The sequence below is a fragment of the Nocardioides sp. GCM10030259 genome, assembly GCF_042666375.1.
In the GTDB taxonomy this organism is placed as follows: domain Bacteria; phylum Actinomycetota; class Actinomycetes; order Propionibacteriales; family Nocardioidaceae; genus Nocardioides.
This window is the reverse complement of record NZ_JBHTDF010000018.1, coordinates 125,649-140,829: the sequence shown is the minus strand read 5'-3', so window position 1 is coordinate 140,829 and position 15,181 is coordinate 125,649. Positions and strand designations below refer to the sequence as shown.

The window sequence follows — 15,181 nt, the reverse complement described above, 5'->3', positions numbered from 1 at the left end:
TCGCGAGCCCGATCCCGCGTGGGATGGACGCCATGACCACCACGTCCGTCGACACCGTCGCCGTCGCCCTCGACGGCATCACCCGCACCTACAAGTCCCGCGCCGGCGAGGTCCACGCGCTGCGCGGCGTCACCCACACCTTCGCCCGCGGCAGCTTCACCGCGATCATGGGCCCGTCCGGCTCCGGCAAGTCGACGCTGCTGCAGGTCGCGGCCGGGCTCGACCGGCCCACCCGCGGCGAGGTCGTCGTCGGCGGCCACCCCCTCGGCCGTCTCGACCAGACGGCGCTGACGAAGCTGCGGCGTACGTCGATGGGCTTCGTCTTCCAGTCCTACAACCTGCTCGACGCGCTGACGGCGTACGACAACGTGGCGTTGCCCGCCCGGCTCGCGGGCCGTTCGGTCGACCGCGCCGCCGTGCACGACGCACTCCACCAGGTCGGCCTCGACGGACTCGCCAGGCGCCGGCCGCCCGAGCTCTCCGGGGGACAGCAGCAGCGGGTCGCGATCGCGCGGGCGCTGCACAGCCGGCCCGACGTGCTCTTCGCCGACGAGCCGACCGGGGCCCTGGACCGCAGCTCGGGCCGCCAGGTCCTGGAGCTGATGCGGTCGGTCTCCGACGACCGGGGCCAGACGGTCGTGATGGTCACCCACGACCCGCTGGCCGCGTCGTACGCGCACTCCACGCTGTTCCTCGCCGACGGCGTTGTCGTCGGCCGCCTCGACCGCGCCGACGCCACCCGCATCGCCGCCGCCATGAGCGAGCTCGAGCGAGGATGCTGTCGCTGAGCCGGAAGACCGTCCGGCAGTCGTGGCCGCCGTACGCCGGCGCCTTCGTGGCCCTGGCGGGCGGCGTGGCCCTGATCTCGGTGGCGGTGACGCTGGGCGGCGCGATCGCCGTCAGCGCGGAGCGCGCCGGCGTGACCGCCGCGGAGCGGACCCAGCTCGACGACCTCGCCGCGATGGTCGGGATGATGTCCGTCGTCGCGCTCTTCATGGCGATGTTCGTGGTCGCGAGCACGTTCGGTTTCGTGATCGCCGCGCGCCAGCGCGAGCTCGGCCTGCTCCGGCTGGTCGGGGCCACCCCGCGTCAGGTGCGCCGGATGGTGCTGGGCGAATCCGTGGTCGTGGCCGTGCTCGCGACGATCGGGGGCCTGCTGCTCGCGACCATCGCGACGCCGGCGTTCGTCGCGCTCCTCGAGTCCAAGGGCCTGCTCGCCGTCGAGCTGACCATGCCGGCACCGTGGATCTCCTGGTCGGCGTCGGCCGGCGCCGGCATCCTCGTCGCCCTGCTCGGCTCCTGGCGGGCGTCGCGACGGGCGTCGCGGGTCGAGCCGGTCGCCGCGCTCCGCGAAGCCGCCCTGGAGCGGCGTCGGCCGACGGTCGTGCAGATCGTGGTCGGCACGATCTGCCTGGCGGGCTCGGTCGCGCTGTTCCTGGTCGCGAGCTCGGTCGGACCCCTCTTCGCGCTCGTCTGCGGGATCCTCGTCCCCGAGGTCGTCGTGATCGGCCTGGTCTGCTTCGGCCGGGTGCTCTTCCCGTGGCTCGGCGGGCTCCTCGCGCGGCCGTTCGCGCGCCGCGACGTCGCCGCGCGGCTGGCCCGCGACCACGTGCGCACCGGGGCCCGCACGCCGGCTGCGGTGGCCGCCCCGATCCTCGCGATCTCGGCCGTCGCCGGCTCGATGATGGTCTCCCTCGACTTCGGCGCCGACTGGAGCTCCGCGCTCGACCGCGCCCGGCTGCACGCCCCGCTCGTCGTCGAGACCGCGGGGGACCCGGCCGTCGCCCCGCTGCTGACGGGCGATCCCGAGGTGGAGCTCGCCGACCAGCGCGTCGTGATCGGTGAGCACGAGGTGGTCGACGTACGCCTCGCGCGGGAGGCGCGCGGCCTGCACGCCGTACGGGGAAGCCTCGACGACCTCGGCGACGAGCGGGTCGCGGTGACCGAGACCTACGCGATGGACGAGGGCGTCGGGGTCGGCGACGCAGTCCGGCTGCGCGTCGACGGGGAGCGGGTGCGGGCCGAGGTCGCGGCCATCGTCAGCGATGCGCCGGACCTGTACGCCGACGTGCTCGTGCCCCCCGCACTCGGCGGCGAGCGTGCCGATCGGGTGGTGCCGGACCTGGTCTTCGTCGACCCCGGCACCGCCGACGTCGAGGCGCTGCTGGCCGGAACCTCAGCGACCGTGCTGACCTCCGAGGCGTGGATCGACCAGGTCGACGCGCAGACCCGGGCGAACAACCGGATCGGCCTCTGGGTGCTGCTCGGCCCGGCCGGCCTCTACGCCGGCATCGCGATCGTCAACAGCGTGCTGATCGGGGTCTCGCAGCGCCGCCGGCAGCTGCGCACGGTCTCCCTGCTCGGCGCCACCGACGACCAGCTGCGCCGGATGGCGATCTGGGAGGCCGGGCTCGTCGGTGGGGGCGCGCTGCTGCTCGGCGGCCTGGTGACCGGGTTCGTGGGATGGCTGATCCGCCACGCGAGCACCCGCGACGTAGCCGACGTCGGCCTGACGATCCCGTGGCTCCCGCTCGCCGCCATCGCGGCCACCTGCCTCGGGCTGGCCGTGGCCGCCGCCCTCGCCGGAGCACGGGCCGCGAGCCGGCAGTCCTGACGGCCGGGCGACCGGGGAGACCGACCCGCCGAATTCCGGCGAAACGCTTGACGACGAATAAGTAAGTACGGTGAACTAACAAATGTGACCCCGACCTCACCGGTGGGCCGCCCCCTGCGGCCGCGCGGCAAGCTCCTCCAGGAGGACGCCCGTCGCCACCACCGCTCGCTGCTGCTCCAGCAGCTCTTCCGGGAGGGGCCGGCGAGCCGCGCCGACCTGGCCCGGACCACGGGCCTGACCCGGGTCACGATCTCCGACCTGGTCGGAGAGCTGGTCGGCGAGGGCCTCGTCCAGGAGCTCGGCGCACCCGCCGAGAGCCGGGTCGGCAAGCCGCCGACGCTGGTGGGCCTCGACGCCGACGCCACCCACGTCATCGGCATCGACCTGTCCGCCACCGACCGGATGACCGGCGCGGTCATCAACCTCGCCGGCACCGTCCAGGCACGGCACGAGCTCCCGCTCGAAGGAGCCGCCGGGGACGACGCCCTCGCGCTCGTGCACCGCCTGGCCGCCGAGCTGATCGCGATGGCCGGCCGCCCCGTCCTCGGCGTGGGGATCGGGAGCCCCGGTGTCGTCGACGCCGAGGGCACGGTCATCGACGCCCCCAACCTCGCCTGGACCGATACCCCGCTCGCCGCCAGTCTCGCCGCCGCGCTCGACCTCCCGGTCTTCGTCGCCAACGACGCCAACACGGCCGTCCTCGGCGAGCACACCTTCGGCGCCTCCGACGACGGCGGGCTGATGCTGCTCCGCGTCGGTATCGGTGTCGGCGCCGGCCTGGTCCTCGAGGGCTCGCTCCTGCACGGCCACCTCGGCGCCGCGGGCGAGATCGGCCACGTGGTCGTCGACCCCGACGGCGACCGCTGCGCCTGCGGGCGCGCGGGCTGCCTCGAGACGATCCTTGCCGTACCCCACCTGCGCAGGCGTCTGGCCGGCAACGACCCGAGCGAGGTGCTCACGAGGGTCGGCGAGCAGCTCGGCGCCGTGCTCGCGCCGGTCGTCGGGACGCTCAACCTCCACGAGGTCGTGCTGAGCGGCCCGCAGGAGCTGCTCGACGGGCCGCTGCGCGACGCCACCGACCGCACCATCCGGGAGCGGACCATGCCGGTCAGCTCCGCGGGCCTCGTGGTCCGCACCTCGACGCTCGGCGAGGACGTCGTCCTCGTCGGCGCCGCCGTCCTCGTCCTGGCGGGACAGCTCGGCGTCTCCTGAAGAACCGTCTCGGGACTCACCCACACCACGCAACAACGAAGCTCCAAGAGAGGAACACTGCGGTGCGCATCAAGAAGACACTCGCGGTCGCAGCGATGGCCACGATGGCCACGGCGACCCTCGCCGCCTGTGGCAGCGACGACGGCGACAGCGGCTCGTCGAGCGACGGTGGGCCCGAGGCCGCGGACATCCGCGTCTGGCTCAACGGCACCGACACGCCGCAGGAGGCGCGCGACTGGCTGAAGGAGACGTTCGAGGAGCAGAACCCCGGCTCCACGCTCACCGTCGAGCAGCAGGAGTGGGACGGCCTCGTCGAGAAGCTGACGACCGCACTCTCCAGCGAGTCCGAGACCCCCGACGTGGTCGAGATCGGCAACACCCAGGCGCCGACCTTCACCTCGGCCGGCGCGTTCGCCGACCTCACCGACCAGCTCGGCGACCTCGGCGGCGACGACCTGCTCCCGGGCTTCGTCGAGGGCGCCACCGTCGAAGGCAAGACGTACGCCGTGCCGTACTACGCCGGCTCGAAGTACATCTTCTACCGCAAGGACCTCTTCAAGAAGGCCGGCCTCGACGTGCCGACGACGATGGACGAGTTCGTCGACGCGGCCGTCACGCTGAAGCAGGAGAACCCCAAGCCGGCCAACTTCTCCGGCTTCTGGCTGCCGGGCCAGGACTGGCGCAACGGCGCGGCGTTCATCTGGGACGCCGGCGGCGACCTCGCCACCGAGGACGGCGGCGAGTGGAGCGGTGCGCTCTCGTCGGCCGAGTCGGTCGCGGGCCTGGAGCGCGCGCAGCAGCTCTTCTCCGAGGCGTCCAGCGCTCCCAAGGACGGCAACGAGGCGGACCCGTGGACGCCGTGGTGCGCCGGCGAGGTCGGCATGATGTCGACCCCGGGCTGGGTGACCGGCCTGATCAACGACCCGAAGTCCGGCTGCCCCGACACGCTCAGCAAGCAGATCGGCGTCTTCGCGATGCCGGGCAGCGACGGCGAGCCCGCCCCGGTGCTGCTCGGCGGCTCCGACATCGCGATCGCGGCGAAGTCGGCCAACCAGGAGCTGGCCCAGGAGGCCGTCGCCCTGATGCTGAGCGACGACTACCAGTCGATCATGGCCGAGGCCGGACTCACGCCGGCGAAGAACTCCCTGGCGTCGCTGCTCGGTGACGACGAGTTCGCGCAGGCCACGATCGCGGCGGCCTCGAACGCCAAGCTGACCCCGGCCGCACCCGGCTGGGCGACCGTCGAGGGATCCCGGGTCCTCGAGGACCTGTTCAGCGCGATCGCGCAGGGCGGCGACGTCGCCGAGCTCGCGGCCAAGGCCGACGAGCAGATGAACGAGCAGATCAACGGCTGACGCAGCCACGCGATCAACACAGCAGGACGGCCGGGGCGGCGCGATCCGCCGCCCCGGCCGTGCCGTGCCCGAGAACCGACAGCGAGGAGGACCGATGAGTGACACGGCCCCGAGCCGGCGACGTACGCCGCTGCCGTACGTGCTCCTGGTGCCGGCCACCGCCGCGCTCGCCCTGGCGCTCGGCTACCCGCTGGTGCGCCAGGTGGTGCTGTCCTTCCAGGACTTCGGCCTGGCCCAGCAGTTCGGCCAGCCGCCGGAGTGGATCGGCGTCGACAACTACCGCGACCTCGTCACGGACACCTACCTGTGGCGGGTCACGCTCCGCTCGCTGGTCTTCTGCCTCGTCAACGCCGTCGTCACGATGGCGATCGGCGTCGGCCTGGCGCTGCTGATGCGCCACATGGCCAAGGGCGTGCGCATCCTGGTGCAGACGGGACTCCTGCTGGCGTGGGCGATGCCGGTGGTCGCCTCGCTCACGGTGTGGCAATGGCTCTTCGACACGCAGTACGGCGTCATCAACTACGTGCTGACCGAGGCCGGCTTCGACTTCGCCGGCCACTCCTGGCTGCTCCGCCCGCTGTCGTTCTTCTTCGTCGCGACCGTCATCGTCGTCTGGATGAGCGTGCCGTTCGTGGCGTTCACCGTGTACGCCGCGCTGACCCAGGTCTCCGAGGACATGCTCGAGGCCGCGGAGATCGACGGGGCCGGCCCGGTCCAGCGGCTGCGGCACGTCGTGCTGCCGACGATCCGGCCGGTGCTGCTCGTCGTCGGGCTGCTCCAGATCATCTGGGACCTGCGGGTCTTCACGCAGATCTACATCCTCCAGCAGGCGGGTGGGTCGACCCGCGACACCAACCTGCTGGGCACCTACATCTACCGGCTCGGGATCGGCGGTGGTGAGTTCGGCATGGCGGCCGCCGTCGCGATCTTCATGCTGTTCCTGACGATCGTCCTCACCGCGCCGTACGTCCGCACGATGCTCAAGCAGGAGAGGGAATCCGACTGATGGCCCGCGCTCCCCGCCGATCCCTGCGGGTCACCGCCAACGTGCTGGGCGTGATCGCCTTCGTGATCGCGGTCTTCCCGGTCTACTGGATGGTCAACAGCTCGTTCCTGGACCGCAACGAGATCCGCAACCCGGTGCCGACCTGGGTGCCGCTCGGCGGCAGCCTCGACAACTACCGGACCGTCTTCGAGACCGACCAGTTCCTCAACGCCCTCAAGACGAGCCTGCTGGTGACAGTCCTGACGATCGCCGTCGCGCTGGCCTTCGCCTTCGTCGCGGCGGTCGCCGTGTCGCGGTTCCGCTTCCGCGGCCGGATGTCCTTCATCGTGACGCTGCTGGTGATCCAGATGATCCCGGTCGAGGGCCTCTTCATCTCCCAGTACAAGATGCTGGAGACGCTGGACCTGCTGAACACCGTCATCGGGCTCACCATCGTCTACGTGGCGCTCGTGCTGCCCTTCACGATCTGGACCCTGCGCGGCTTCGTCGCCGGCGTCCCGTACGAGCTGGAGGAGGCGGCGATGATGGACGGCTGCTCCCGCAGCCAGGCGTTCTTCCGGATCACGTTCCCGCTGCTGGCGCCCGGGCTCGTCGCGACCGGTGTCTTCGGGTTCATCCAGGCGTGGAACGAGTTCACCCTCGCCCTCGTCGTGATGACCAAGGAGGACCACCGCACGCTCCCGCTGTGGCTCTCGACGTTCACCGACGTCAACCGCGGTACCGACTGGGGCGGCATCATGGCCGGCTCCACGCTGATCGCGATCCCCGTCATCGTCTTCTTCCTGATCGTGCAGGGACGGATGGTCAGCGGGTTGACCTCGGGTGCGGTGAAGGGATGACGATCACCTCCATGACCGAACCCTCGCTCGAGACCCTGGCGCTCGCGGTGCAGCTGCCGGCCTTCGCCGGCAGCACGCTGCCCGACGAGTACGCCGTGCTGCTGCGGGAGGGCCTCGGCGGCATCTGCTACTTCGGCACCAACACCGCCGAGGGGCCTGAGTCCGTGGCCCGGCTGAGCGCCGCGATCCGCGCCGCCAACCCGCACGCGGTGATCGCGGTCGACGAGGAGGGTGGCGACGTGACCCGGCTGCACGCCCTCGACGGCAGCCCGGTGCTGGGCCCGGCGGCGCTCGGCCGGGTCGGCGACCTCGAGCTCACCCGCCAGACCGGCCGCGCCGTCGGCGCCGAGCTGGCCTCGGTCGGCATCACGCTCAACTTCGGGCCGGACGCCGACGTCAACAGCAACCCCGACAACCCGGTCATCGGCACCCGCAGCTTCGGCACCGAGGCCGGGCCCGTGTCCGCGCACGTCGCCGCCTGGGTCCGCGGCCACCAGGAGGCCGGCACCGCTGCCTGCGCCAAGCACTTCCCGGGGCATGGCGACACGGCCCAGGACAGCCACCTCGCGCTGCCGGTGGTCGACGCCGACCTGGCGACGCTGCGGGCGCGCGAGCTCGCGCCGTTCGCCGCGGCCGTCGAGGCGGGGGTCGCGGCCGTGATGACGTCGCACATCGTCGTACCCGCCCTCGACCCCGACCTGCCCGGCACCCTCAGCGCGCCGGTGCTCGGCCTGCTGCGCGACGAGCTCGGGTACGACGGCGTGATCGTCAGCGACGCCCTCGACATGGCCGGCGCCTCGGCGGTGCGGGGCATCCCCGAGGCGGCGGTGCTGTCGCTGGCGGCCGGTGCCGACCTGCTGTGCATCGGGCCCGAGAAGCCCGCTTCGCTCGTGCGCGAGACCCAGGCCGCGATCGTCGCCGCGGTGCACGACGGGCGGCTCTCCGAGGAGCGGCTGCGGTCGGCGGCGGCGCGGGTCGCGCGGCTGGGCGGCTTCGAGCAGCGCCAGCTGGCCGGCGCGCGACGCGCGCTGACCGTCGAGGGAGAGCTGCCCGACCTGTCCGGTGCGGTCGTCGTCAGCATCGCCACCACGGCCAACATCGCCGCGGGGGAGGTGCCCTGGGGCCTGGCCCCCGACGTCGTCGTGCGACCGGAGGACGGATTCGCGTCGACGGCCGACGCGCTGGTCGTCCAGGTGCGCGACGCCCACCGCCGACCGGAGGTGGCCGCGCTGCTGGCGCAGGTCGCCGAGCGCGTCGAGCGCGCGGTCGTCATCGAGTGGGGCTGGCCGGGGCCGTACGACGGACCGCTGTCCCGCGTGCTCACGCGCGGCTACTCTCGACCGGTGGCGACCGCAGTGACCGAGCTGCTGCGAGAAGCGGGGTGGGACCGGTGAAGCTCGGTCTGGACATCGGAGCGACCAAGACCCTCGGTGTCGTGCTGGACGACGACGGCGCGATCCGCGCGGAGGTCCGCGAGCCGACCACCCCCGGCCCCGACGGGGTCGTCGCCTCGGCCGGCCGCGTCGTCGACGCGCTCCGCGCCGCCACCGGCGACCCACTCTCCGGCCCGATCGGGGTGGGCATCCCCGGCCTCGTCGACGTCGAGCGAGGTGCGGTGCAGCACGCGGTCAACCTCGCCCTCGAGGGCGAGGTCGTCATGCTCGGCGACCTGCTCGGCGAGCGCCTGGGCGTCCGGGCCCTGATCGAGAACGACGTCAACGCCGCCGCCCTGGGCGCGGCCGCGTTCTTCGGCGAGAGCGACCTGGTCTACCTCGGCATCGGCACCGGCCTGGCCGCCGGCCTCGTGCTCGACGGCCAGCTCCGCCGGGGCGTCCACGGTGCCGCCGGCGAGGTCGGCCACCTGCCGGTCGACCCGCACGGCACGATCTGCTCCTGCGGCCAGCGCGGCTGCCTCGAGACGATCGCCTCCGGCTCGGCGCTCGCGGCGGCCTGGCCGTCCGGCGACGTACCTCCCTCCCAGGCGCTGTTCGCCGCCGCGCAGACCGGTGACGCGAAGGCGATCCAGGTACGCGACGACTTCGCGACCGGGGTCGCCGACGCCGTGCGCGCCCTCTGCCTGACGGTCGACCCGGCCACGATCGTGATCGGCGGCGGGGTCGCCCAGATCGGTGAGGCGCTCCGCGTCTCCGTCGCCCAGGCGCTGCTCGACCAGGCCGCCGACTCGCCGTTCCTCGCCTCCCTCGACCTGGCGGGCCGCGTCCGCGTCGTACCCGCCGACTACCCCGTGGCCGCCGTGGGCGCCGCCCTGCTGGGAAAGTGAGAGCCATGACCACCGTCTCCGGTCTCGTCGACATCCAGGTCAACGGCGCCGCCGGCGTCGACCTGACCGCCGAGCCGCACCGCCTGTGGGAGGTGGCCGCGGCGTTGCCGGCGCACGGCGTCGTCGCGTTCGTGCCGACCCTCATCACCAGCGACCCGGCGGCGCGCAAGCAGGCGATGGCCACCCTGGCCTCCGGGCCGCCCGCCGGATGGGTCGGAGCCGAGCCGCTCGGCCTGCACTTCGAGGGGCCGATGATCGCCTCGGCCCGCAAGGGCGCCCACCCCGAGCACTGGCTGCGGCCGCCGTCGCTCGAGCTGGTCGACGACTGGTCGCGCGAGACCGGCGTGCTGATGACCACGATCGCGCCCGAGCTGCCGGGGGCGATCGAGGTCATCGAGACGCTGGTCGCCCGCGGCGTCGTGGTGTCGGTCGGCCACACCGCCGCCGGGACCGCCGACGTGGCCGCCGCCGTCGAGGCCGGCGCCCGCTACTTCACCCACCTGGGCAACGCGATGGCGCCGATGCTCGCGCGCGAGCCGGGCCCGGTCGGCAGCGCCTTCGGTGGCGACGGGCTGCACGCCGGGCTGATCGTCGACGGCTACCACCTCGACCCGCTGTTCGTGCGGACGGCGTGGAGGACGCTCGGCCCGGAGCGCTTCGTCTCGGTCTCCGACACCACGGCCGCGCTCGGACTGCCCGACGGTCCGACGCGGCTCGGCGACCAGGACGTGGTCGTCGCCGCCGGCACCGTCCGGCTCGAGGACGGCACCCTCGCCGGATCGGCCGCGTCCCTGCTCGACTGCCTGCGGGTGCTGGTCGCCCAGACGGGCTGCACCCTCGACGAGGCGGTCGCGACCGCGACCACGACCCCGCTCGGCCTGCTCGGGCTGCCGCCGCGCGAGGAGCGGATCCGGCTCACCGACGACCTCCGGCTGGTGGTCGACTGATGGAGGTCGTGCCGCTCCCGTCGGCCGCAGAGGTCGGAGCCGTCGCCGCCGACGCGATCGAGGCGCTGGTGCGCCGGCGCCCCGACGCCGTCCTCGGCCTGGCCACCGGGTCGAGCCCGCTCCCGACGTACCAGGAGCTCATCCGCCGCCACCAGGCCGGCACCGGGCCGTCGTACGACGCCGTCCGCTGCTTCACCCTCGACGAGTACGTCGGGCTGCCGGCCGGCCACCCGCAGACCTACCGGGAGACGATCTTCCGCGAGTGCACCGACGGGCTCGGGATCGCGCGCGAGCGGGTCGCCGGCCCGGACGCCTCGCCCGACGGCCTGCCCGACGCGGGCGACCGCTACGAGTCGGCGATCGAGGCCGCGGGCGGCGTGGACCTGCAGGTGCTCGGCATCGGCTCCGACGGCCACCTCGCCTTCAACGAGCCCGGCTCCTCGCTCGCGTCGGCGACCCGGCTGAAGACGCTCACCGACCGGACCCGCACCGACAACGCCCGGTTCTTCGGGTCGGTCGACGAGGTGCCGCAGCACGTGCTGACCCAGGGCCTCGGCACGATCCTGCGCGCCCGGCACCTGCTCTTCGTCGCCGCCGGCCCCCGCAAGGCCGCCGCGGTGGCTGCCGCCGTGGAGGGCCCGGTCTCCGCCTCCTGCCCCGCCTCCGTGCTCCAGCTCCACCCGCACGTCACCGTGCTGCTCGACCCCGACGCCGCCTCCGGGCTCACCCGCCTCGACTACTACCGCGAGGTGTACGCCGCGAAGCCGGCGTGGCAGGGGCTCTGAGGGGCGTCAGGATCTGTGGGTCGGGGGATCGGCCGGCGACCCTGCGGTGGGACATCCACCGTCGCGCGGCCAGAAAAGGTGGCTGAGCCACCGCCACCCGCGGACGGCGTGCCGGCCGGGACCCGCAGCCACGCGCCCGCCGGCGCGCCTGGGCGGCGGCGACCGAGCACGGCCCTAGGTTCGCGCAGGTGACCGACGACTTCCGCCACGACCGCGTGGGTACGGCGCTGGCCGGGACGAATCCCACGGTGCTGCGGAGGATGCGGGCCGGGTTCGCGGTGATCGGCGACGTCCAGCACCTGCCGGGCTACTGCGTGCTGATCACCGACACCCCGGGCGTCGACCAGCTCACGGACCTCGAGCCCGACCGACAGCTCGTCTTCCTCGAGGACATGGCGATCCTCGGCCGGGCGGTGTCGGCGGTGTGCTCGAGGCGCGACCCGGAGCTCCGGCGGATCAACCTGGAGATCCAGGGCAACACCGATGCCTTCCTGCACGCCCACGTGACCCCGCGCTACCGCTGGGAGCCCGACGACATCGTCGGCTGGCCGGCCGCGCTGCACCACTGGACGAAGCGCGTCGAGCCCGGCCACGCCCTCGGCCCGCAGCATGACGACCTGCGCTCTGAGCTCGCTGCCGAGCTCGACCGGCAGCTACGCGTCGGCGGCTGACACCAGCCGGGCGGCCAGCGAGCGCAACGCCGCGCGGAGCTCCGGCGACCCGACCACCTCGAACGGCACCGGGAGCATCGCCAGGCGGCCGGCGTACCACTCCGGGTCGTCGGTGGTGGCGACCATCCGGGTCCGGTCGCCCTCGGCCGACAGCCGGGCGAAGCTGCGCGGCACCCAGCGCCCGACCTGCTCCACCGGCGCGTCGACGACGACCTCCGCGGCGTACCTCCACCCCTCCGCGAAGTGCTCCTCCACCACCCGCAGCGCGTCGATGCCCTCCGGCGGCGTGAACGTCTCGGGCAGCGCCGACACGTCGGCGACCCGGTCCACGCGCAGCACCCGCCGTGCGTCGCGGCTGCGCGACCAGCAGAGCAGGTACCAGTGGCTGTGCCGCAGCACGACCCCCCACGGCTCGACGACCATCTCCGAGGTGCCCTCGCCGATCCGGTAGTCGAGCATCAGCACCCGCGACGCCGCGCACGCCGCCACCAGGCGCTCGAGGTGCTCGTGCGGCAGGACCTCGCCGGCGGACTGCGGGTTGGGTACGGCGGGCCGCTCGGGCAGCACGCGCAGGATCTTGGCCAGCGCCCCGCCGACGACGTCGGCCGGGTCGGCCGCGCCGGGGTGTCCCTCCAGCGTGGCCATCACGAGCCCGGTCGCCTCGGCCGCGGTGAACATCAGCGGCGGCAGCCGCAGGCCGCGGCCGACGCGGTAGCCGCCGTACGGCCCGCTCACCGACTCGATCGGCAGGTCGGCCTCGCGCAGGATCGCGACGTACCGCCGGGCGGCGCGGCCGGTCACCCCGAGCCCCACGCCGAGCTGGTCGGCCGTGATGCCCGGGCGCGCCTGGATCAGCTCGAGCGCGCGCAGGGCTCGGGCAGTCGGGGAAGTAGATCGTCCGGGAATGCTCCTAGTCTGCCGGACATGACCACCACCCCGTACGTCTTCCGGACCGAGCCGCCGCTCGCCGGCACCGAGATCGAGGCCCTCGTCGGCTCCCTCGACCGGATGCGCGCCTACCTGCTGTGGAAGTGCGGCGGCGTCGACGACGCCGGCATCCGTGCGACCGTCGGCTCGTCGACCCTCACCCTGGGCGGGCTGCTCAAGCACCTGGCCGTGGTCGAGGCGATCACGTTCTCGTGGAAGCTCCACGGCCGGCGGCCGTTCGCGCCCTTCGAGGACGCGGACTGGGACGACCCCGAGTGGCACCTCCGGGTCGAGGACGACGACACCCCGGCCTCGCTCGAGGCGCTGTTCCGCGAGTCGGTCGCGAAGGGTCAGGCGCTCGTCGACGAGGCGATCGCGTCGGTCGGGCTCGGCGGCGACGCCGACGTCGCCGACGACGAGGGCAACCACGCCAACGTGCGCCGCCTCGTCCACGACATGATCGAGGAGTACGGCCGCCACGTCGGGCACGCGGACCTGATCCGCGAGTCCGTCGACGGACTCACGGGTGAGGACCCGGCGCCCGACTGGCGGCCGTAGCCCGGGCCTCAGAGATCGATCGGCAGCAGCACCCGGTCGATCACGTGGGCGATCTGCGGGTTGCCCCGGTTGATGTCGGTCTTCGTCACCCGCGGGTCGCGCAGGTCCGGGTCGGCGTCGCCGAGGCTGACGCGCTTGCCCTTCACCATGACCGTGACCTTGCCGCCCTGGGCGGTCGTGAGCTTCTTCCCGTCGGCCTTGACGACCTTGGCCGCGCCGAGCGTCTTGCCCGGCACCACGTGGTAGAGCAGCACGGTCTCGATCGTGTCGATGCCGGCCGCGCCGGCCAGGGCCTTGAACGTGCGCTTCTCCGTGTCCGGCCTCGTGCCGGTCAGCGTGCCGGCGAGGTGGCGGAAGGCGCGGTCGGTCGGCAGGAACGCCGTCAGCTCCGTCCTGCCCTTGGCCAGCACGGCGACCGGGCTCTTCGGCTTCGCGTCCAGGACGGCCGCCACCGCGGCGTCGAGGATGTCGAAGTCGCCCCACTTCTGGTCGAAGCGGTGCCCGTCGGCGGCGAGCACCTGGGCCAGGCTGGTGGGCCTGTCGCGCTCGGGTGCGGCCTGGGCTGAAGGGGCGGCCGTGAGGGCGGCGGTGCCGGCGAGTGCGGTGGCAGCGAGGCCGGCGGTCGTACGGCGGATCTTGTTCATCGGTTCGGTCTTCCTTCCCCTGATGTCCTCGCGCGCGCTCCCACGCCCGAGGGGTGGTCACTGACGCGCGTGGTTCGGAGCCGCCGCGGATCCGGATTGGTGTCAGCCCAGGGCGACGGTCAGCGCGAGCACGTACGCCGGGTCGTCGAGGCGGTCGCCGTACAGCTCGCGCAGCTGCCCCATCCGGTAGCGCACGGTCTGCGGGTGCACGAACAGGTCGGCTGCGACCTCGTCGCGCCGGCCCTGGTGCAGCAGCCACGAGCGGAGGGTGTCGGCGAGCTTATCGGCCGTCGCCGGCCGCAGGTCGGCCAGCGGGGCGAGCACCTGGGCGCGCAGGTCCGCGCGGGCCGCCGGGTCGGCCTCGAGCACCAGCGGCACCAGGTGGGCCTCGGTGTCGAGGTCGAGGCCCGCGGCCCGGGCGCGCAGCGCGCGGTCGTACGACGCGCGCACCTCGAGCCACGGCCGGGCCGGCCCCGCCGTGCAGCCGCGGGTGCCGAGCGTGCGCAGCAGCGCCGTACGCCGGTGCCCGTGCGCGTCGGGCACCAGCAGCAGCACGGCCTCGTCGAGCTCGGGCGGCTCGGTCGCCGCGATCGTCCCCGGCGACACCGCCGCCAGCACCGGACGCACCTGCGCCTCGGGCACGATGACGGCGGTCAGCGTCTTCGGCGGGTCCCAGCCCGCGCGCTCGGCGGCCGCGAGCACCGTGTCGGCGGGCGACCCGCTGAGCAGGTGGTGGGCGATCCGCTCGAGGCGCCGCTGCCGCGCTCGGCCCGTCGTCGCGAGCTCGTCGGAGTGGCCCGCGACGCTCGCGGCCGACAGCTCGTCGATGTAGGCGAAGACCAGCTCCGCGAACGCCGCGAGCGTCTCGCCGTCGAGCCCGTTGCGCACGGCGGTGGTCGACATCTCGCGCCAGGAGACGCGCGCGCCGATGCGGTACGCCGCGAGGATCGCCTCGGTCGTGCGGCCGCTGCGCGCCTCGCCGCGGCCGAGCTGGTAGGCGCCCTCGACCGCCGGCGCGGTCGGCGTCGACAGGTCGGCGCCGCGCTTGCCGCTGGCCAGCGAGAGGAAGCCGCCGAGCGCGAGCTGCACCGCGTTGCGGATGGTCTCGCCCATCGCCCCGCTGAACGCGTCGGTGTAGCTGGGCACCTCGTCGATGATCGCCGCGACCACGTGCTCGGCGACGTCGGGCAGCTCCGCGCGCATGCGCTCGACGGCCTTCGGGGGCAGTCGCCGGCCGTGGTCGGCGGTCTGACGGGCGGTGGCCATGCCTCATTTTGTCATCTGCGAACAACTGTGAGCCGCATCTTCACGTCCTGCGGTCATGATCTTGCGCGTCGTGGCC

The 15,181-nt window shown here is 73.6% G+C and carries 15 protein-coding genes; 12 read left to right on the top strand and 3 right to left on the bottom strand.

Features of this window, described 5'->3' with window-relative positions:
• The first annotated feature begins 32 nt into the window (after nucleotides 1–32).
• From ACFQQI_RS13800 to ACFQQI_RS13750, 11 genes are all read left to right on the top strand, one after another.
• Entirely contained in the window at nucleotides 33–788 is a 756-nt protein-coding gene (locus ACFQQI_RS13800) for an ABC transporter ATP-binding protein (protein ID WP_378564109.1), read from the top strand.
• A complete protein-coding gene (locus ACFQQI_RS13795) occupies nucleotides 776–2,614 on the top strand; it encodes an FtsX-like permease family protein (RefSeq protein ID WP_378564106.1) in 1,839 nt (612 codons plus the stop codon). Before ACFQQI_RS13800 ends, ACFQQI_RS13795 begins: the two co-directional genes overlap by 13 nt.
• 84 nt (nucleotides 2,615–2,698) lie before the next feature.
• Nucleotides 2,699–3,826 (top strand): ROK family protein, encoded by a 1,128-nt coding sequence (locus tag ACFQQI_RS13790; protein ID WP_378564103.1) that lies wholly within the window; start codon nucleotides 2,699–2,701, stop codon nucleotides 3,824–3,826.
• A 62-nt stretch (nucleotides 3,827–3,888) separates the two neighbouring features.
• Nucleotides 3,889–5,181, top strand: coding sequence for an extracellular solute-binding protein (locus ACFQQI_RS13785; RefSeq protein ID WP_378564100.1), 1,293 nt, complete (start codon nucleotides 3,889–3,891; stop codon nucleotides 5,179–5,181).
• A gap of 94 nt (nucleotides 5,182–5,275) precedes the next feature.
• Complete coding sequence (locus tag ACFQQI_RS13780) at nucleotides 5,276–6,187, top strand: carbohydrate ABC transporter permease (protein ID WP_378564098.1); 912 nt, start codon at nucleotides 5,276–5,278, stop codon at nucleotides 6,185–6,187.
• Nucleotides 6,187–7,026 (top strand): carbohydrate ABC transporter permease, encoded by an 840-nt coding sequence (locus tag ACFQQI_RS13775; protein ID WP_378564096.1) that lies wholly within the window; start codon nucleotides 6,187–6,189, stop codon nucleotides 7,024–7,026. Before ACFQQI_RS13780 ends, ACFQQI_RS13775 begins: the two co-directional genes overlap by 1 nt.
• Before the next feature lie 11 nt (nucleotides 7,027–7,037).
• Nucleotides 7,038–8,420 carry a glycoside hydrolase family 3 protein gene (locus ACFQQI_RS13770; RefSeq protein WP_378564093.1) on the top strand — a complete coding sequence of 461 codons (1,383 nt, stop codon included), beginning with the start codon at nucleotides 7,038–7,040 and terminating at the stop codon, nucleotides 8,418–8,420.
• Nucleotides 8,417–9,307, top strand: coding sequence for an ROK family protein (locus tag ACFQQI_RS13765; RefSeq protein ID WP_378564090.1), 891 nt, complete (start codon nucleotides 8,417–8,419; stop codon nucleotides 9,305–9,307). The genes ACFQQI_RS13770 and ACFQQI_RS13765 overlap by 4 nt, the downstream gene beginning before the upstream one ends.
• A gap of 5 nt (nucleotides 9,308–9,312) precedes the next feature.
• Entirely contained in the window at nucleotides 9,313–10,254 is a 942-nt protein-coding gene (locus ACFQQI_RS13760; protein ID WP_378564087.1) for an N-acetylglucosamine-6-phosphate deacetylase, read from the top strand.
• Nucleotides 10,254–11,039, top strand: coding sequence for a glucosamine-6-phosphate deaminase (locus tag ACFQQI_RS13755; RefSeq protein WP_378564084.1), 786 nt, complete (start codon nucleotides 10,254–10,256; stop codon nucleotides 11,037–11,039). The genes ACFQQI_RS13760 and ACFQQI_RS13755 overlap by 1 nt, the downstream gene beginning before the upstream one ends.
• A gap of 188 nt (nucleotides 11,040–11,227) precedes the next feature.
• On the top strand, nucleotides 11,228–11,710 hold the full coding sequence (locus ACFQQI_RS13750) for a diadenosine tetraphosphate hydrolase (RefSeq protein WP_378564081.1): 483 nt from the start codon (nucleotides 11,228–11,230) through the stop codon (nucleotides 11,708–11,710).
• On the opposite strand, the gene ACFQQI_RS13745 is transcribed toward ACFQQI_RS13750, so the two are convergent.
• On the bottom strand, nucleotides 11,693–12,580 hold the full coding sequence (locus tag ACFQQI_RS13745) for a helix-turn-helix transcriptional regulator (RefSeq protein WP_378565546.1): 888 nt from the start codon (nucleotides 12,578–12,580) through the stop codon (nucleotides 11,693–11,695). The genes ACFQQI_RS13750 and ACFQQI_RS13745 overlap by 18 nt on opposite strands.
• A 54-nt stretch (nucleotides 12,581–12,634) precedes the next feature.
• Between ACFQQI_RS13745 and ACFQQI_RS13740 the strand changes: the two genes are divergently transcribed.
• Nucleotides 12,635–13,195, top strand: a complete 561-nt coding sequence (locus ACFQQI_RS13740; protein WP_378564078.1) for a DUF664 domain-containing protein — start codon at nucleotides 12,635–12,637, stop codon at nucleotides 13,193–13,195.
• An 8-nt stretch (nucleotides 13,196–13,203) separates the two neighbouring features.
• Here the strand turns inward: ACFQQI_RS13740 and ACFQQI_RS13735 are convergent, their stop codons facing one another.
• Both ACFQQI_RS13735 and ACFQQI_RS13730 read right to left on the bottom strand, forming a co-directional pair.
• Nucleotides 13,204–13,839, bottom strand: a complete 636-nt coding sequence (locus ACFQQI_RS13735) for a fasciclin domain-containing protein (protein WP_378564075.1) — start codon at nucleotides 13,837–13,839, stop codon at nucleotides 13,204–13,206.
• A 102-nt stretch (nucleotides 13,840–13,941) separates the two neighbouring features.
• Nucleotides 13,942–15,105: a PucR family transcriptional regulator gene (locus ACFQQI_RS13730; protein ID WP_378564072.1), complete on the bottom strand. Its 1,164-nt coding sequence runs from the start codon at nucleotides 15,103–15,105 to the stop codon at nucleotides 13,942–13,944.
• Between the last annotated feature and the right edge of the window lie 76 nt (nucleotides 15,106–15,181).